This is a genomic window from Cyanobacterium sp. HL-69, from assembly GCA_002813895.1.
Classification (GTDB): Bacteria; Cyanobacteriota; Cyanobacteriia; order Cyanobacteriales; family Cyanobacteriaceae; genus Cyanobacterium.
Map to the genome: position 1 here is coordinate 1,180,243 of CP024912.1, position 19,407 is coordinate 1,199,649.

At 39.0% G+C, this 19,407-nt stretch carries 13 protein-coding genes and 1 pseudogene; 7 read left to right on the forward strand and 7 right to left on the reverse strand.

From position 1 onward, the window contains the following. Nucleotides 1-18: 18 nt before the first annotated feature. Nucleotides 19-1,109 (forward strand): annotated as a pseudogene (locus tag AA637_RS05405) (transposase). A 73-nt stretch (nucleotides 1,110-1,182) separates the two neighbouring features. Here AA637_RS05405 and AA637_RS05410 read toward each other — a convergent pair. Both AA637_RS05410 and AA637_RS05415 read right to left on the reverse strand, forming a co-directional pair. Then, nucleotides 1,183-1,827, reverse strand: coding sequence for a PRC-barrel domain-containing protein (locus AA637_RS05410; protein ID WP_446684206.1), 645 nt, complete (start codon nucleotides 1,825-1,827; stop codon nucleotides 1,183-1,185). A 69-nt stretch (nucleotides 1,828-1,896) separates the two neighbouring features. Then, entirely contained in the window at nucleotides 1,897-2,166 is a 270-nt protein-coding gene (locus tag AA637_RS05415; RefSeq protein WP_069790512.1) for a TMEM165/GDT1 family protein, read from the reverse strand. Between the two features lie 142 nt (nucleotides 2,167-2,308). Between AA637_RS05415 and AA637_RS05420 the strand changes: the two genes are divergently transcribed. From AA637_RS05420 to psbO, 3 genes are all read left to right on the forward strand, one after another. Beyond that, nucleotides 2,309-3,238 carry a UDP-glucuronic acid decarboxylase family protein gene (locus AA637_RS05420; RefSeq protein WP_446684207.1) on the forward strand — a complete coding sequence of 310 codons (930 nt, stop codon included), beginning with the start codon at nucleotides 2,309-2,311 and terminating at the stop codon, nucleotides 3,236-3,238. A gap of 151 nt (nucleotides 3,239-3,389) precedes the next feature. Next, nucleotides 3,390-4,769: a UDP-glucose dehydrogenase family protein gene (locus AA637_RS05425; protein WP_446684208.1), complete on the forward strand. Its 1,380-nt coding sequence runs from the start codon at nucleotides 3,390-3,392 to the stop codon at nucleotides 4,767-4,769. 383 nt (nucleotides 4,770-5,152) lie between these two features. Then, nucleotides 5,153-5,986, forward strand: a complete 834-nt coding sequence (gene psbO / locus AA637_RS05430) for a photosystem II manganese-stabilizing polypeptide (RefSeq protein WP_446684209.1) — start codon at nucleotides 5,153-5,155, stop codon at nucleotides 5,984-5,986. A 102-nt stretch (nucleotides 5,987-6,088) separates the two neighbouring features. Here the strand turns inward: psbO and bicA are convergent, their stop codons facing one another. Both bicA and AA637_RS05440 read right to left on the reverse strand, forming a co-directional pair. Further along, nucleotides 6,089-7,792 carry a bicarbonate transporter BicA gene (gene bicA, locus AA637_RS05435; protein WP_446684210.1) on the reverse strand — a complete coding sequence of 568 codons (1,704 nt, stop codon included), beginning with the start codon at nucleotides 7,790-7,792 and terminating at the stop codon, nucleotides 6,089-6,091. Between the two features lie 321 nt (nucleotides 7,793-8,113). Next, nucleotides 8,114-9,232, reverse strand: coding sequence for a sodium-dependent bicarbonate transport family permease (locus tag AA637_RS05440; protein WP_446684211.1), 1,119 nt, complete (start codon nucleotides 9,230-9,232; stop codon nucleotides 8,114-8,116). Between the two features lie 519 nt (nucleotides 9,233-9,751). Between AA637_RS05440 and AA637_RS05445 the strand changes: the two genes are divergently transcribed. The 3 genes from AA637_RS05445 to AA637_RS05455 all read left to right on the forward strand — a co-directional run bounded on the left by AA637_RS05445 (nucleotide 9,752) and on the right by AA637_RS05455 (nucleotide 12,490). Next, entirely contained in the window at nucleotides 9,752-10,066 is a 315-nt protein-coding gene (locus AA637_RS05445) for a P-II family nitrogen regulator (RefSeq protein ID WP_446684212.1), read from the forward strand. A 379-nt stretch (nucleotides 10,067-10,445) separates the two neighbouring features. Further along, a complete protein-coding gene (locus tag AA637_RS05450; RefSeq protein WP_446684213.1) occupies nucleotides 10,446-11,549 on the forward strand; it encodes a sensor histidine kinase in 1,104 nt (367 codons plus the stop codon). A gap of 119 nt (nucleotides 11,550-11,668) precedes the next feature. After that, nucleotides 11,669-12,490, forward strand: a complete 822-nt coding sequence (locus AA637_RS05455; protein WP_446684214.1) for an SWIM zinc finger family protein — start codon at nucleotides 11,669-11,671, stop codon at nucleotides 12,488-12,490. Here the strand turns inward: AA637_RS05455 and AA637_RS05460 are convergent. The 3 genes from AA637_RS05460 to AA637_RS05470 all read right to left on the reverse strand — a co-directional run bounded on the left by AA637_RS05460 (nucleotide 12,487) and on the right by AA637_RS05470 (nucleotide 19,367). After that, nucleotides 12,487-15,399, reverse strand: a complete 2,913-nt coding sequence (locus AA637_RS05460) for a DEAD/DEAH box helicase (RefSeq protein WP_446684215.1) — start codon at nucleotides 15,397-15,399, stop codon at nucleotides 12,487-12,489. The two genes, AA637_RS05455 and AA637_RS05460, sit on opposite strands and share 4 nt — an antisense overlap. Nucleotides 15,400-15,596: 197 nt before the next feature. Beyond that, nucleotides 15,597-15,890, reverse strand: coding sequence for a ferredoxin (locus AA637_RS05465; protein WP_015221325.1), 294 nt, complete (start codon nucleotides 15,888-15,890; stop codon nucleotides 15,597-15,599). A 330-nt stretch (nucleotides 15,891-16,220) separates the two neighbouring features. Further along, the gene (locus AA637_RS05470; RefSeq protein ID WP_446684216.1) at nucleotides 16,221-19,367 is read right to left on the reverse strand and encodes an efflux RND transporter permease subunit; all 3,147 of its coding nucleotides are present in this window, start codon (nucleotides 19,365-19,367) and stop codon (nucleotides 16,221-16,223) included. Nucleotides 19,368-19,407 lie beyond the last annotated feature (40 nt).

The following is a 19,407-nucleotide window of genomic DNA, read 5'->3' on the forward strand; positions in this document are numbered from 1 at the left end:
TGAAACGCAATTATGGCAATGGATATAGCTGAACAAATCAGGCAACACTTACCTCGAAATCCCACAGAAACAGTTCCTCTGATTGATAACTATTGTTCGTTTTATCGTTCTTTATTTTCCGATGTGCGTAATTATGAATATTTTAAATATTTACACTTAGGATTAATTTCAACACTCAAAAGAAAATCTTTGCCAGAAATAAGTAAAATTGTTAATGTTTCCTCTCAAGGTTTACATCATTTTTTGACAAAATCTAATTGGAATTCATCAGACTTGGAAAAAGTACGTTTAAAATATATTTTAAGTATACTGATTGATACACCGATTACAGTAATCATTGATGAAACAGGAGATCGTAAAAAGCGGTGCGATCCCGCGTCGGCGAAAGACGCAAGGGAACGCGCACCAAGATAAGGAAATAACACAGATTATACTTCTCGACAATATTTGGGAAGCTTAGGGAAAATAGATCAAGGTATAGTATCAGTAAATGTTTATGGTCTTTATAGAAATATTACTTTCCCTTTAGTGATGGTAAAAAAGAAGATAGATACATTAGAGAAATTATTTATGGTCTCAGAAGAGAAATAACTTATTGGCAAATTACTACTAACACAGAAACTATGCCAGAAAACAGCACTAGTTTTGTAATGACTAACATCCAAAAAACGAGAACTCAACAGAAAAAAACCATGGGAAATTTATATGGTCAACGTACATGGGTAGAGTATGGATTTCGGCAGTGTAAACAAGAATTAGGCTGGACAGATTATCGTTTAACCAAGGGAGAAGATATAGAAAAATGGTGGGAAATTATTAATAGTGTTTACTGGATGACTAGCTTAAAAACTAAACCTATTACAGACTTAATTAATCAAAAAAAAATAGTAGAGACTCAAGATAAGAAAATCTTCATCACAGAAGATTGGCGTGATTTTAGTAGTTGGAAAAATACATTGATTAACTATCGAATTATGGTTAAACCAATGCTCATCTTTTGCACAATGTTACCTTGGTTAAGAATAATGGAGAGCGATTTATTATGGATAGGGTTTAATCATTTACTGAACCACAGCAATAATTGTATGATTCATTTTCTCAGTGGATAAATTCATTTTTTCCGATTAGTTATTTCGGAAAGTGACAAAAGAGGGATAAGTAAAATACTTCTCAATGATATTGTTAATCTGTTTCTTTTTCCATGGTGATGGGAGCAGATTCTTCTGTGGTGTCAGTATTGTCTTCTTTTCCTTTGAGTTTTAAATCCTCTAAAGTTTGCTCGTAATCATCCTTGATGAAATCTTTAACGATACCAATGCTTTGTCCTAGTCCTCTGCTATATTGAGGGGCATTTTCTATGGCTTGATTATCGGCAATAACACGCTTATCGGTAATGGTAAGTATATCTTCTGGGGCAAGGGAATAAATACCTTCTTTAATACCTTTCCAACCACTAGAGCTAAATAAATAGTTAATTACTTTTCCTGTTTCTTGGGATATGATATAGTCAACGATTTTACCTGCTTTATCTCCTGAGTTTGACCATAATTGAGCCCCTATCAAAAAAGTGTCCCATTCATCTAGTTGAATTTCTATTTCTTGATCGTAGTGGACGATGATACTATCTTTGCCGATACTTTCTATTTGTTGCCATGAAAAACCATGTTTATCTCTACCTAGTAGTCCAGCTTTTGAGATGATTCCTTTTACTTGGTGGCTTTCTAATTCTAAGACGATATTGTCTAATTTGCCTACATTTTCGGTAGTGGAATAATTGATAATTAAACGGTCAATTAACTCACTGCGTTTTAATTCTAGCTTGGACATGATTATAAAAATATTTAATAGTTAAAATATATGGTCATTATAACTGAAGATCCTTTAACTATTGATGCTTTAGTCTTGCCAAAGATTACTTAGAGCAAGGAAAATAAAACCGATTGCCGCTATACTTTTTAATAATTTAACTGGTAAAAATTCTCCCATACCAACCCCGACAATTACCCCCAAGAAACTAGCAAGAATAAGGGCGACCACAGAGCCAAGGAATACTGCTTGAGGTGATTTAGAACTACCGCTAAGGGCGATCGCCGCTAACTGACTTTTATCACCTATCTCGGCAACAAAAACCGTAATAAAAGTCAAACTTAAAATATCCCAATTCATATAATATGATAACTATTTAGTTAATAAAAAATAAACGAAAAAAAACCCAATTCAAAAAAATATAAATAAAAAATAAAAATTGGCAAAAATCAAGATAACAGCTAAAATTATATAACAAATTGAAATGATTATAAATAATTAAATGAAAATTTTAGTTACAGGGGGTGCCGGATTCATTGGCTCTCACCTCATCGACTCCCTCATGAATCAAGGTCATGAAATATTATGCCTCGACAACTTCTATACAGGGGAAAAAACCAATGTAGATCATTGGCTAGACCATCATAACTTTGAATTGATTCGCCATGACATCACTGAACCCATCCGTTTAGAAGTAGATCAAATTTATCATCTTGCCTGTCCAGCCTCCCCAGTTCATTATCAATTTAACCCCGTCAAAACCATCAAAACCAATGTGATGGGAACATTGAATATGTTAGGTTTAGCAAAAAGAGTAAAAGCCAGATTTTTACTCGCTTCCACCTCCGAAGTATATGGAGACCCTACTGTTCATCCTCAAACCGAAGAATATCGGGGTAATGTAAATTGCATCGGACCTCGTTCCTGTTATGACGAAGGAAAAAGAGTTGCTGAAACCCTAGCTTTTGATTATTACCGAGAGCATAAAGTTGATATTAGGGTGGCTCGTATCTTCAACACCTATGGGCCAAGAATGTTAGAAAAAGATGGTCGGGTAGTTAGTAATTTTATTGCTCAAGCCATTAGGGGAATTCCGCTGACAGTTTATGGCGATGGCAGTCAAACCCGTAGTTTCTGCTATGTATCCGATCTTGTGGCTGGATTAATGGCTTTGATGAATGGTGATTATATCGGCCCTGTCAATTTAGGTAATCCTGGAGAATATACTATCCTTGAATTAGCTAAAACTGTACAAGAAATGGTCAAACCTGATAGCGAATTGGTTTATAAACCCCTACCAGAAGATGATCCGATGCAACGTCAGCCCAACATTAGTAAGGCTAAACACTATCTTAATTGGGAACCTACTATTCCCTTAAAGCATGGCTTAAAGTTAACCATTGAAGATTTTCAACAACGAATCAAAATATAAAATATAAATAGAGCAACGGACAAGGAATTTTATAATTCTTTGTCTTTATTTTGTCCTTGTTTCTTCGACTTCAAACTTATAAAGAGCGCACGATACTGTTTTTTGTTATACACTTCCATAATATGAAAGCCTTTTAAAATATTTATTTGCTATGAAAGTTTGTGTTATCGGTACTGGTTATGTTGGATTGGTAACAGGAGTTTGTTTGGCCCATATTGGTCATGATGTTATCTGTATCGACAATAATGAGAATAAGGTTAATTTGATGAAACAGGGGCAGTCCCCCATTTATGAACCTGGTTTATCAGAATTGATGCGCTCTTCTATGGATTCGGGGCGGTTGTCTTTTTCGACGGATTTAGGGGCTGGGGTAAACCATGGTGAGATTCTATTTATTGCGGTGGGTACTCCTCCTTTACCCACGGGGGAAAGTGATACTCGTTATGTAGAAGCGGTAGCCAAGGGCATTGGGGCGAATTTGAATGGTGGTTATAAGGTTATTGTTAATAAATCTACTGTGCCTATCGGTTCGGGGGATTGGGTTCGCATGATTGTTTTAGATGGGCTAAAGGAAAGGTCTGGGGTTTCTCAGGGAGAAGGCTTTACCATGAGGGAAGAAGCGGAGGCTCCTTTTGATGTGGTGAGTAATCCTGAATTTTTGCGCGAGGGTAGTGCGGTATATGATACTTTTAATCCCGATCGCATTGTACTTGGTGGCTCTAGTGATCAGGCGATCTCCCTGATGACGCAATTATATCAACCTTTAATTAATCATGAATTTTCGCGGAATAAGTCTTTACCCCCTGTGCCAGTGGTGGTAACGGATTTAAATTCTGCTGAGATGATTAAATATGCCGCCAATGCTTTCTTGGCTACTAAGATTAGTTTTATTAATGAAGTGGCGAATGTGTGCGATCGTGTAGGAGCTGATGTTACTCAGGTTGCCAAGGGTATAGGTTTAGATTCTCGCATTGGTAGCAAATTTCTCCAGGCTGGCATTGGTTGGGGTGGCTCTTGTTTTCCGAAGGATGTATCAGCCCTTATCCACACGGCGGAGGACTATGGTTATAACACGGAATTACTTAACGCCGCCGTTAATGTGAATAAACGACAACGGGTAATGGCCATCGAGAAATTACAACAGGAGTTAAAAATCCTTAAGGGGAAGGTTGTGGGTTTGCTGGGTTTAACTTTTAAGCCTGATACCGATGACATGAGAGATGCTCCTGCTTTAAATATTATTGAGGAGTTAAATCGCCTCGGGGCTAAGGTAAAAGCCTATGATCCCATTGTTTCTCAAACGGGTATTAGTCATGGTTTATCGGGGGTAATCATCGAAAGTGATGCTTCTATGTTGGCTGATGGTTGCGATGCTTTGGTGTTAGTTACCGATTGGCAAGAGTTTTTAGAACTTGATTTTGAGAAGATGGCTAAGGCTATGAAACAGCCTTTAATCATCGACGGGCGTAACTTCCTTGATAAAAGGGCGATCGAGGAACTCGGCTTCCGCTATGTTGGTATGGGCAGATAATTATGGGGTGATAGGTGTTAGGGAAACTTTTAAATATTAAAATCATGGGGAACATAAGGGAATCAGTCTTTTATTCCCATTAAAATAAAATTGGCGTTGCTTAATCATTGTATAAAATATAATTGAATGACACTGATATCGAGACACTAAAATATTATCACTATTGCCTGTTCCCCGTTCCCCGTTCCCTATTCCTTATTATTACAAAACTTTAAGTTTCCTATAACGACTCTTAATTTGGTAAAGTAGATTACGACAAATCTAACTATACTTAGACGAGCTAGTTTTTTTAGTATGGCAACCAGAAAAAAATTAGCAATCATAAGTAAAACACAAGATTTAAAATTAAAAATTTAGAAAAAAATCAAAAGAGAGGTCAAATCATGAGGTTTCGTAACCTATTAGTAGCTTTCTTGATTGTATGCTTAGGGTTTTTAGGAGCTTGTAGTGATGGACAAGCCAAAGCATATGATCCCAAAACAATCACCTATGATGAAATTGTTAATACTGGATTGGCAAATAAATGTCCCCAAATTAATGAGTTTACCCGTGGTTCCATTGATATTAGCCCCGATCAGCCCCTAGCGGTGGTTGATATGTGTTTAGAGCCTGAAGAATATTTTGTCAAAGAAGAGCCTGTTAACAAAAGAAAAGAGGCTGAATATATTCAAGCAAAGGTATTGACTAGAGATACCACCAGCTTAGAACAAATCAGAGGTAGTATTGTTGCTGATGAGGAAGGAGTTTTAACCTTCAAAGAATTTGATGGTATTGATTTCCAAATTATTACTGTTTTATTACCTGGTGGAGATCAAGTTCCTTTCTTCTTTACCATTAAAAAGTTAATTGCTCAAACTGAACCTGGTTTCACTTCTGTTAATAGTTCTACGGATTTTAAAGGTGATTTTAAAGTTCCTTCTTATCGTGGGGCTTCTTTCTTAGATCCTAAAGGACGTGGTTTAACTAGCGGTTATGATAATGCGGTTGCTCTTCCTGCTGGTGCAGATAATTCTGAATATACCCGTAGTAACCTCAAACAAGCAGACATCATGAATGGTGAAATGTCTTTACAAATTACCAAGGTTGATGCTGAAACTGGAGAGATTGCTGGTATTTTTGAAAGTGAACAGCCTTCTTCCACTGATTTAGGTGCTGAGGAGCCTGAAGATGTTAAAATTCGTGGTTCTTTCTATGCTCGTTTAGAACCCCAAATTTAGTTTGAATCTGTCTTTAAAAATATGGGTATAAAAAAAGTTGGGTTTTTTTATTAATTAAACCCAACTTTTTGGTTATGTTATCTAAAATTTATTAGTTAATATTTAGATTTTTTCTTCTACGTCAAGGTTAGCTCCAGAGGTTTCGTACACTTCGCTTTGTCTGTTTCTGACTGTTGCTAGTCCTTGTTGTAAGGCATAAAGGCGATCGCCCATCCAATTGTGAGCAGGAATTAATCCAGCCAAACCCAATTTTTCAAGACGATTTTTAACCTTACCTGTCGCCCCCACAATAATCACCTCATTATTTTGATCAATAGCTTCTTTGATGGCATTTTCCAAGGCAAGGGAAGATGTCACCCCCAAAATAGGAACTTCTGATAAATCAACAATCAACACATCATAATTGTTAACTGCATTGTGTTCTCGCTCAATGGCCTTTGCCACCCCAAAAATCATTGGCCCACTGAGATGGAAAAGCAACATTCTACCTCCAGCCAAATCCAATACTTGCTTCTCTTCAGCATTCAAAACAATTTGGTCATCCGCATCACTGACCATTTTCACAGACTTAGAACGAAACTCAGATAACTTCTCAATGGTCATCACATTGGCAATAAATATTCCCACACCCACGGCTACCATCAAATCAACCAATACCGTTAAAAGAATTACTCCATAGACAATCCCTGCGGCCTTCCAAGAAATTTTGTGAACCCTTTTCAAGAATCCCCAGTCCATAATATTAAGACCTACCTTAAAAGCAATCCCTGCCAATACCGCCAAAGGAATATTCGCCGTCAAAGGAGCAGCCCACACCACCACAATAAATAAAATAGAGGCCCTCGCAATACCCGATAAAGCAGTTCTACCCCCAGTTTGGATATTTACCACAGTTCCCATGGTTGCCCCAGCCCCAGCGATACCACCAAATAAACCAGAAAATAAGTTACCTAAACCCTGCCCAATCAACTCCTTATTAGAATTATGCTCGGTACGAGTCAAACTATCTGCTACCACGGAAGTAAGAAGCGCATCAATACAACCCAACATCCCCAATACCATAGCATCGATCACCATTGTTCTTAATTGACTAGCTCCAAAGGTTGGTACTTGTAAAGTCGGTAAACCCGTGGGAATTTCACCGATACGACGAATATCCACATCACCAAAAAATACCAAAGAAACTACCGTCCCTGCCACAAGAGCCAAAAGTTGAGGAGGACAATATTGACGATAACGACGAGGCACTACATACAAAAGAATGACTGTCATTACTGCCAAAACAGTCTCTAAAGGATTGATACCACCGATGAGATCTGGAATATTTTGAAGAGTACCAATGACCCCTCCAGAGGGTGTTCCCTGCCCTAAAAAAGGAGCGATTTGCAAAATGACCAGAATCAGTCCGATACCTGTCATAAACCCAGAAATCACCGTGTAGGGCATCATGGTGACGTATTTTCCGAGCTTTAATAAACCAAATATAATTTGAAAAACCCCTGCCAGCATTACCACGGTAAAAGCCATGGCCATGCCGTTTTCAGGGTCACTAGCGGTTAAACTAGCAATAACGGCGGTCATGATAACTGTCATTGGACCCGTAGGCTCGGAAATGAGGGTAGGTGTACCACCAAAAAGGGCGGCAAAAAAACCTACCAAGACTGCTCCCCATAATCCAGCACTTGCTCCAGCCCCCGAAGCGATACCAAAAGCAAGAGCCATGGGTAAAGCAATAACGGCAGCGGTTAAACCTCCTAATAAGTCTCCCCTTACATTGCGAAAATGTATTTGATTAGTAATTTGCATCCACTTGTTTCCTTTTTATCCTTAGTGTGCTATAGAGTTATATCTATGATATTAAGCGTAAATATATTATCACTGCTATGATAATAGAGTTTAGGCACAATAACAAATAAGTTTGACTTATCTCTTAGTACAGGATAAACAAAGAAGTTTTAGCGATGTCGAAGAAGTGGAATAGTTATTTTTTTGTGTTAGAGAATAATAGCTTTTTATTATAATATTGAAAGCAATCAGAGCCTTCGTTCTGGAAACAAAATCTCACTTTGATATACGGTATTGGTCTGCAGATTAAGGAAGCAACAGCAGACCGTAAACCGTTTTAACTCATCCTCCCATAAAGGCCTGGGCAAGTCCGATATATAGGGGAATGCCTATGGCGATCGCAACGGGAGTACCCACCGCAGTAGAAGATCCGATGTAGGCGGAAGGGTTAGCGGAAGGAATACCTGCCCGTAAAGTGGGAGGGCCAGAAATATCTGAGCTAGAAGAAGCAATAACCGCTAAAATAACCACACCACCAAGACTGAATCCCGTAAGTTCATGGGCAATCATACCAAAACCAAATGCGATGAGTCCATGGAGTAAAGGGGCAACTAAACCATATACAGCGTACCATTGAGCAACTTTGCGCAATTCCCCAAGTCTTGCGGTGGCTTCCATACCCATTACCAACATTAAAATTGAAAGCAGACCACGGAAAAGGGGATTAAAGAAAGTCTCATAAACGCTTTCAGGTCGAGTTAACAAGCCTAGAGCCAAGCCCAATAACAAAGCAGATAGAGCAGAGCCTTGGAGGCTTTCTTTGACGATGGGCCATATTTCTACCCGTTTATTTGAGCTACTACGTTGTTTATTGAGATACTCTTGTCTGGTACTGGGATAATCGGCATTACCACTAGAATAATCACCAGCCGCCACGGGCTGTTTTTGAGGATACTCATCTGCGAGGATGGCACGTTGCTTTTTGGTATAAATACTTGCTAATACGATGGCGCCCACCAAAGCGGGGATGTCCATAAACGGATAGAGTGCTGCTGCCCATGCTTCATATTCTATGCCTTGCTCTTCTAATAGAGTTAATGCAGCCGCTAAGGTAGAGCCACTGACCGCACCAAATAAACCGGCAGTGGCGATCGCATCTACTACTTTAACATTGGGTAACTTAGCAAGGGTATAACGCCCAATAAAGACGATAATCAATCCTATGACCACCGCAAATATTGCGGGTAATATCATCTCCCCTAGATTGGCGTTACGGATAGCAATGCCACCACTAAGCCCCACTTTGATGAGCAGCATAAAAACAATAAATTTATATACTGCATCTGGAATTTGAAGTTGGCTATTGAGCGCCGCTACCACCATACCACCAATGAGAAAACCGAGGGTTGGAGACTGTAACTGCGATAGAAAGCCTGAAAAAAAACTTGATAAAAAATCCACTTTGTAATTCCTCCTTAGATTTGATATGAACTACTAGAAAGTAAAACCGTAAATAAGGGAATCCCCTCAAAATATAAATAATGTCTTTTTTTCTTAAATATTGTATATAGACTTAACTCTATTGTTAAGTAAAAGACCATACATCAAAGTATATCGAAAAAAACTTTAAATGTAAGACTTTGGGGCATAAATCAGCTAAGTAATATTAAATTTAGGATATAAGTTTTACTTATGCTTCGTTTCTACAAATTTAAGATTAATTATTGTGACCATGGACAAAACCATACAAGACAAGAGCTTTAGTTTTCGCCTTCCTGACAATCCAATTGTGAGTAGTGTTTAGAAACATAAAATCATAAGTATTTTTTATAAAATGCTTCTTGAAATTTGATCAATGTTTTCCTATAGATAGTAGTGGATTTAGAGAAGACTAACATATACTAAAAAGTATAATTAAAGACAAAAGTATAGATTATTGTCTTTAGCTATTACAAAAAAATATATCAAGAGGTAATCCATATGACCCAAAAAGCTAGTAAGCTCGTCATTGTCACAGAAAAATTATTACTTAAGCAAATCGCTAAAGTTATCGATAAAGTAGGAGCCACTGGTTATACGGTGGTGGCTGCGGGTGGTAAAGGTAGTCGTAATGTGCGCTCTTCTGGACAACCCACTGTTTCCGATACCTACTCCAATATCAAGTTTGAGATACTTACCCCTAGTAGGGAAATGGCTCTCAAAATTTCCGATGAGGTTGCAGAACAATTTTTTGAGGATTATTCGGGCATCATTTATCTTTGTGATGCGGAAGTATTACACGCACATATATTTTAAATCAACATGATTCAAAAATCCCTGTTTAAAGCCTAATCATTAAATTTTTTCCACCTTGGAGAGCTTTACAGGGACAGTAGAGTGAGAATGGGTGGAACTCACTCGCTGATAATACTTTTATACTAAATCTTGTTTCAATAATATACTAATTAGGGCAGGGAACAGGGAATAGGCAACAGATAGTAATTGTTTATTATCAATTGTTACACGGTGAATAATAATAAGTAAACTTTACTAATCGGATTTGGTATTAGAGCCTCTGTGATAGTCTGAGTTACATAAAAAAAGTCTATATCACAGGAGCTTTTAAGTGGTTTTGGATGCAAACCATATAATTTACCGTGATTCATAATAAAAGGAGAGTAATTATGAGTTTTTTATGAAACAAAAAATGAGTTTGGGTACAAGGCTTTTTTTATCTCACTTGGCAGTAATGGTTGTGGGTTTAAGCACTTTTATTGTCATAGCGAAGGTGTCTTCTCCTCAGTTTTTTGTGGTGAGGTTGGAGCAGTTGGAAAGGAAGGGATTTTTGACAGTGAGATCGGCTAAAACGTATCTAATTGATGGTTTTCAAACGGCTTGGAATCGTAGCGCTACTTGGTCTTTAATTTTGGGTGGGTTAACAGCGGGGGGGTTGAGTTACTATCTGAGTCGGCGAATTATGAAACCCCTTAAGCAAATAGAAAATATCACTCATAATTTTACGGCAGGCCATTGGGAGCAAAGAATACCAGAGAGCGAGATTCCTGAGTTGAATCAGTTGAGTGTTAGTTTTAATCGCATGGCAAGTAGTTTGGAGGATGTGGAAAGAAGGCGGAGGGATTTGGTGGGAGATTTAACCCATGAGTTGCGTACTCCTTTGACGGTGGTAAGGGGTTATTTGGAGGAGTTGGCTTCGGGGGATATTGAGGCTTCTCCTCAGTTGTATGTCAATTTAATCAGGGAAACAAGGCGGTTGGAAAATTTGACCCGTGATTTACAGGAGTTGTCGAAGGCGGAGGCTGGTTATTTATCCATTGATGTTAAACCCATTAATCTTTTGCCTCTTTTGAGGGGGTTGGTGACGAGGTTTCGAGATCAGCTTTTGGATGATGGCCCTGTGTTAAAGTTATCGTGTCCTTATAGTTTACCTTTGGTGATGGCGGATGGCGATCGCACTGAGCAAATTTTAGTTAATCTATTGGGTAATGCTATTCGTTATACGGAGATAGGCTCTATCGAAATATCCACAAAGGTAGTCAATAAATATTTATGGATAACGGTACAGGATACGGGGGTGGGTATTGCCCCCGAAGATTTACCCCATGTATTTGAGCGATTTTGGCGGGGCGATCGCTCTCGGAACAGTTATTCTGGGGGTAGTGGTATTGGGTTAGCTATTACCAAAAAATTAGTAGAATTACAGGTAGGGGCGATCGAGGTTACAAGCCAACTCCACCAAGGTACTACTTTTCGCTTTTCCTTACCCCTAGCCAAAAGTTAATGACACTTTCCGATTCATTCACGACAACCTAACTATCCATTATTCCCATGGTCTCAAAACTGATAATATAGAACAACCCCTCAAAATATATTGTTTCTGGATAAAAAGTGATGAATCAAATGATTAATAGACAGTGGTGGGTAGAAAAATGGTTAGAATTATTAGACTCCTACCGCTTCAAAAAAAGACTAGAAAGAGCGCGCAACTATGCCAGAGAAGGAAACGTTTTAAACATTGAATTTAAACAAAATCATCTTATATCCGAAGTACAAGGAAGCGAATCTCAACCTTATCGAGTAACCCTTTCCCTAGAAGCATTTTCCGACGAAGACTGGGGATATGTCATTGAAACCATGTCAGAAAAAGCACTTTTAGCCGCTCAGTTGCTAGTGGGGGAAATGCCTTCAGAAATCGAACAAGTATTTATCAAAAATGGCTTAAGTCTATTCCCTTTTAACCTAACCGATGTTAAATCTCGTTGTACTTGCCCAGACAAAGCTAACCCCTGTAAACATATTGGGGCAGTGTATTATCAACTAGCTGATCGTTTTAGTGAAGACCCTTTCATTATATTTCAGCTTCGGGGTAGAAGTAAAGAACAAATTTTAGAAGCGTTGAGGATTTGTCGTGGTCTCAAATTGTCAGGAAAAGAGCCAAAGCCTGAGATGTTGGGCAAAATTAAATCCTTACCAAAAAGAAAAGCTAAAGCTAATAAAACTTCTGTACCTCTTAGTATCGATAGCTTTTGGGAATATAACGAACCATTAGACTCCTCCTTAGTTGTGATTACTCCTCCCACAGATAATAAAAATATTTTGGATGTATTGGGGGCAATTCCTCTACCCTATAATGATTCTCAAGCGGTGATGCAGTATTTACAACAGGTGTATAACGCCGTGCCTATAAAAGTAATGGAAATTGCCCTTACAGAAAATAATTAGATAGGAAAACGCTTCATCTTAGCAAAAGCATCCCTTGCGGTGTCGGCAAGTCGAGCATTAACCCCCGGCACTTGAGGAATTTGCCATAAAACATCTACGGTGCGCCGTAAAATACGGACAATATCTCCTTCGTCAAGGGTAGTATTAGAACAAAGTTCATCCCATGTCACTCCCATACACCAAGCCTCTGATAAACCAATGACATCCCTTTCTAGGTAAACGGGCATGGTAATATCTTTTTTTGTTTGGGCTTGATATAGTTTACGGCGTGTTTCTGTCAACTGCTCTTCTGGATTATATTCATCATCTATTTTTACTAAGCCCAAAGCATCTAAAACCTGCACAGAGGGTTGATAAGCCACCCAAGTATCAAACCTTGGAGGGTCAGTAATTAGGGCTGTAATGGCAGGGGCAAGGTAGTGGGGGGGTAAAAAGTCTAAATGTCCAGAGGTTAGGGCAAGGGCTAACCATAGCTCGTTTTCTCCTCGAATCACGGCGGCGGCTTCCCCTAGAATAGTTGGTTCAAACTCTTTTAAGGCACCAAATTCTCTTAAAATTTCCACGAGGGCAAGGAATTCTTGCCAATAATAGGAACTATGGGATTTTACTTTTTGGTATTGATTTTGGATTGTGGTTAATTCTTGTTTGAGGGTTTGTCGTTTGCTGTTGTTGCGCATCAACTGCCCAATTTTTTCTACTTTGTCGAGGGGATGTTGTTTAACTAGGTTTTCTACTGCTTCAATGCGTTTTTCTTGGGCAAGTATTTCTTCGTTGACGGGGGTATATTCTTTTTCATGTTCGCTAATTAAATCGGTAATTGCTTGGCTGGTGGCATCCCCTGCGCACAGTTGCCCGGCACAGATATTTTCTATTTCTGGTAAATAGAGGTTTTCCACTAGGTTTAGGGGCATTTTTCCTGAGTTAATATCGATGATGTCACTGATAGAGGCGATATACCAATGATTATCTTTGCCAAGACAGAGGAAGAATTCTTGGTTGTTGTTGGATATTTTGGCTATCATTACCCCTTCTGCGACGTAGGCGTTTTTCTTGCCCTGACGGTTGAGACTGAGGATATTTCCAGGAATGAGATTGGCTATGGATGGTTTTAGGGCTTCAACTCTTTGTTGGCGCCAGTTTTTTTGGAATAGTTTGAGAATTTTTTTCTCTTGTTTTAGTCTTTCTTTTAGTTTTTCGTAGGCGCTTAAATCTTTGCTGTTGTATCCTGCTAAACCCACATCTAATCTAGTTATTTCTCTAGTATAAGATGCGATCGCCTCTTCTTGGGGATTTAATTGTACTTGGGCTAAATATTCCGCAAAACTCAATTCCAGTAATTGTTTAGCTTCTTCGATACTATGTTTTTGTAAAAGATTTAATACCATGCCATAACTTGGGGTAAACCAACTGCGCAAGGCTTCTGGCTCTGCTTTTGCCAATTTAGAAGCAATCAATACTCCTTCATAGGGAGTTTGCACGGTGACAACATAACCCACTTCATCCATACCTCGGCGCCCTGCCCTTCCGGCAATTTGTAAAAATTCTGAGGGGGTAAGGGTGCGAATACCATCATCCCCTCTTTTGCGTAAGGCAGAAATAACGGTGGTACGGGCGGGCATATTTATCCCTGCGGCAAGGGTTGCGGTGGCAAAAACAATTTTAATTAAACCTTTTTCAAATAAACGCTCTACTAATTCTTTCCAAGCTGGTAAAATCCCCGCATGGTGGGCAGCAATACCCCTGGTGAGAGGCTCGATTTGACTACTTCTGACTAATTCGCTGTTATCTCCTAAAAAGCGTAAAATTCGCTCTTTTAATAAGGGCTTTTCGGTCAAAAATTCAATTAATTCTACTTCTCCGCCTTCTTTTTTAGTGATAAAACTAATGATTTTATCATAGGTAATTTCATGTTCTTTTCTAGCAAATTCAACTATTTTATCTTGTAATTCAATACTTTCTAAAAGTAAAAAACGTAATAAATAAGATAATATCTTTTTGCTCTCATCTACGGAGACTAAATTGACATAGTTTAATGATTCTACCGCTTGATCACAACCTTTACGACTAAATATTATGTATATCGCAGGAAGCATATTTTGATTGTTTAACTGTTGGGTTAAACCTTTAACAGTAGGGCAAGTTTTGCGATCAAATCTTCCTCTTTTATTGGGTCTTAAAAGGCTTTTTAATTGTGGGTTGATTTTATCGCTTTTATCTTTAAATAAATTTTGTAATCCTTTACTATGACTAAAATAAAATTTAAGGGGTACAGGGCGAAAATCAGAGTTAACTAACTCACAACGGCTAAAATTTCCCTGTTGAAAATGACAACGGCGCACATGGTTTACCCAGTCGCATAGTTGTTGAGGGTTGCCCACGGTGGCGGAAAGGGCAACTAATTGGATATGGGGGGGGCAATAGATAATTGATTCTTCCCACACTGTTCCCCTCCCCGGATCATTGATATAATGACATTCATCAAGAACAACACTTTGGACGTTACGAACAGATGTACCCACTTCCCCAATGGGGGTACTGTAGAGCATATTACGGAAAATTTCTGTGGTCATTACCACAATGGGGGCTTCGGGGTTGATAGATACATCCCCTGTTATTAAGCCGATTTCTGCGTATAATCCTGATTCAGGAACAAGGGTTTGACCAAATTTTTCTTGAAAGTCTCTAAATTTTTGGTTGGAAAGGGCTTTTAATGGGGTAGTATAAAATACCCTTTGCCCACTGTTTAAGGCACGATAGATGGCATACTCCCCGATGAGTGTTTTTCCTGAACCCGTTGGTGCAGTTACTAAGACGGATTTTCCTGCGTCCAAAAGTGCGATCGCATCTATCTGAAAATCATCCAATTGGTAAGGAAAAACGGTTTTAAAATCTAAATTCAAGGGAGGCATTATGATTGCTTGACTATGCTGTATATAATGATTCTAACGACTTTTTTTCGTAAAATGGAAAACAATTATTATTTTCTACACTTTTAGTCAAACAAAAAAACACCCCTACCATATTACTGGGGGGCTTAGGGATAAATAAGAAACAATTAATTGCCCTCAAAACGACAATCAATTGCTTCCCCTACCAAAAAAATTACTTAGTACAAGTCTTCTTCTTTGTGGGTTTCGATTTTACAATCAGAAGTAGGATAAGCAACACAGGTTAAAACATATCCAGCTTCAATTTGATCATCATCTAAGAAAGATTGATCAGATTGATCGATGGTACCAGAAACGAGTTTACCAGCACAAGTAGAACAAGCACCAGCACGACAAGAGTAAGGTAAGTCAATACCTTGTTCTTCAGCTACATCAAGGATATACTCATCATCGGGTACTTCAATAGTTTGTTCGCCGTCTTCAGTTACTAGGGTAACGTTATAAGTTGCCATATTTTGTTTCCTTTAATAAATAGTTTGCAAATGCTATTTCTTACTATAAAAGTAAGCCTATTATGAATAGTAAAGGATAAATGTAAATTATGCTTCACACATTAGCAATGAAATTCTTATCCTCAAAAAATATAAGTTTTTTTTATATTATAATTTGAGTCTCCATAGGAACAATAAATATATTTGTTTTTCTAATAAAGTACGGTATATAGGGATTTACAGGTTCGGTTATCCCTATGAATTGCTTTTTTAGTTGCTAATGCTATACATTAGTTTTTTTTATTGGTAATGATAGTTTAGGTTAATATTTTGCCATAGGGCGGTGGTATTTTAATTTTCTGGTACTAATTGTTTGGGTTGCTTTCTGGGCAAAACTTTTTCTACCGCCATTTTGATAACTATATAAAGAATGGGAACCACAAACAAACTAAGGAAAGTAGCTACCAACATTCCCCCAAACACTGCCGTACCAAGGGATTGACGACTACCTGCCCCTGCCCCTGAGGCAATGACAAGGGGAAAAATACCTGTGAGGGTAGAAATAGCTGTCATGAGGATAGGGCGTAATCTTTGTTTAGATGCTTCAATGGCGGCTTTAACGGTGGACATCTCTTCATCCCGTAGCTGATTAGCAAATTCCACAATCAGGATGGAGTTTTTACTAGCTAAACCAATTAACATAACTAAACCAATTTGACAATAAATATCGTTGCTAAAACCCCTCAAACTTTGAGCCAATAAAGCCCCTAATATAGCTAAGGGTACAGCCAAAATGATGATGAAAGGATCCACATAGTTTTCATACTGAGCGGATAAAACAAGGAAAACTAAAACGATACCTAAGCTAAAAATAATGATCGCCAAATTTCCCGCACTAATTTCCTCCAAGGAAATGCCCGTCCATTCATAGCCGAAGCCCACAGGTAAGACTTGAGAGGCGATCGCCCCTACTGCTTCAATGGCATTTCCCGAACTATAACCAGGGGCAGGGGAACCATTGATTTCAATGGAACGGAATAAATTATAGTGATTAATGGTTTGCGCCCCCACCGTAGGGGTAATGGTAACAAGGTTTGATAAAGGAATCATCTCACCGCCCCCAGAGCGCACGAAAAAGTTGTCCATACTTTCAGGATTCGCTCTAAACTCTTTGTCTCCTTGCACATACACTCGGTAAGACCGTTGTTGCATAGTAAAATCATTGACATAAGAACCACCCATCATGGTTGCCATAGTACTAAAAACATCATCCAAATTCACATCCAGCACCTTTGCCCTTTCTCTATTCACCTCCACAATTAATTGAGGACTGTTAGCCGCAAATTGAGTAAAAACAGCACTTAGGGCTTCATCCTGATTTGCTGCTCCTAAAAATTGTCCCATGACTTCCACCATCGATTGTAAATCGGGATTAATGCGCCGATCCTGTAAATTGAAGGTAAAACCCCCAAAAGCCCCTAAACCTTGAATCGCAGGGGGATTGATGGGAATAATTCTCGCTTCAGGAATCATGGCGAACTTGGGAAATAGTTGTCCGATAATGCCTTGCACAGACTGACTGGCGTTAGGGCGATCGCCCCAGGGTTTCAAGGGGGTAAAAATGATCCCCTGATTAGGGGTACTACCCCCAAAAGAAAAACCACCGATGGCAAAAGTCCCTAACACATCAGGAATCTCTAAAATTTCTTCCTCCACCTGACGCATCACATCGCTGGTATATTGTAGCGAAACCCCTTCAGGAGCTTGAATAATGGTAATAAAATAACCCTGATCCTCTTCGGGTACAAAAGCCGTTGGCACCACCGTATATAACCATCCCGTCAAAGCAATCAAAACTACAAATATTCCCACCACAAATAACTTAAAACGGGCAAGAAATGTTAAAAACCCCTCATACTTTAGAGTTAACCAATCCAAAATAGAATTAAATCGATTAAAAAAAGGCTGTATCCAATTAGGAGGATGTTGCCCCGATTTTAACAATAAAGCACACAGAGAAGGTGTCAAGGTTAAAGCCAAGAAAGTAGAAATTACAATGGAAAAAGCGATAGTTAAAGCAAACTCCCTATATAAAGCCCCCGTGGTGCCTGGGAAAAAAGTTACAGGAATAAACACCGCCATCAACACCAACGAAGTAGCAATAACAGCCCCCGTCAACTGCTTCATCGACTCACTAGCCGCTCGATGGGATTCCATATTACGATCTTGAATATAACGGTAAATTTGTTCTACCACCACGATCGCATCGTCCACCACCAACCCCGTCGCCAGAGTCAAACCAAAAAGAGTAAGAGTATTGATCGAAAAATCAAAAGCCCTCACAAAAGCAAAAGTTCCTACCAAAGACAAAGGAATAGTTAACGAAGGAATCAGAGTAGTACGCCAATCCTGCAAAAATACCAAAATGATTAGGACTACCAACGCCACCGACATAAATAAAGTTATGATGACCTCATCCAAAGACTCCTCAATAAAACCCGTAGTGTCAAAAGCCAGTTGAATATTAATTCCATCTGGAAACTGCTCTGCCAACTCAGCCATCTGGGTTTTTACATTTTGTGCAACCTCTAGGGCATTGGAACCAGGCAACTGATAAATCCCCACTCCCACAGCCTCGACTCCTCGAAAACGCACAAAAGAATCATAATTCTGCGCCCCCAATTCAACCCTACCCACATCCCGAAAACGAATTAAAGAACCCGTCTGCTCATCACTTCGCAAAATTATATCCTCAAACTCCTCTGGCTCCGTCAACTGGCTTACCACCCGTAAAGAAATTTGAAATTCCTGTCCCTCAATGGCAGGTTCAGCACCCACCGCACCAACCCCCACCTGAACATTTTGTTCTCGCAGAGCATTTTCCACATCCATCGGGGTTAAGCCACGGCTACTTAGACGATTAGGATCAACCCATAGGCGCATAGCATAACGTCTTTCTCCAAATACCGTAACATCAGCCACCCCCTCAATTCTTTTTAGGGCATCAACCAAAAACCTTTCTGCATAATTACTAAGAAAGTCATTATCATATTGTCCATCTTCACTAAACATCCCAAAACCCATTAAAATGTTGTTGGACTGTTGAGTCACCGTAACCCCTGTCCTCTGCACAACATCGGGCAATTGCCCTTCCACCACAGAAATTTGATTTTGAATATCAACGGCCGCCAAGTCTTTATTCCTTGAAGCATCAAAAGTGGCAGTAATACTACTGGTTCCTGAGTTGGTACTACTCGAAGAAATGTATCTTAATCCTTCTACTCCATTAATTTGTCTTTCGAGGATGTTGGTAACGGTGTTTTCCACTACCTCGGCATCTGCCCCCGTATAGTTAGCGGTAATTTGGATTTGAGTCGGCGCAATATCGGGAAAACGAGCAATGGGTAAGGTAACAATACTGACGGTACCCACCAAAAGGATGATCAGGGCGCAAACGCTAGAAAATACTGGTCTTCGGATAAAAAAATCAACGAACATCTTTTATTAATGGATAATTGATAATGGGTAATTAATAATA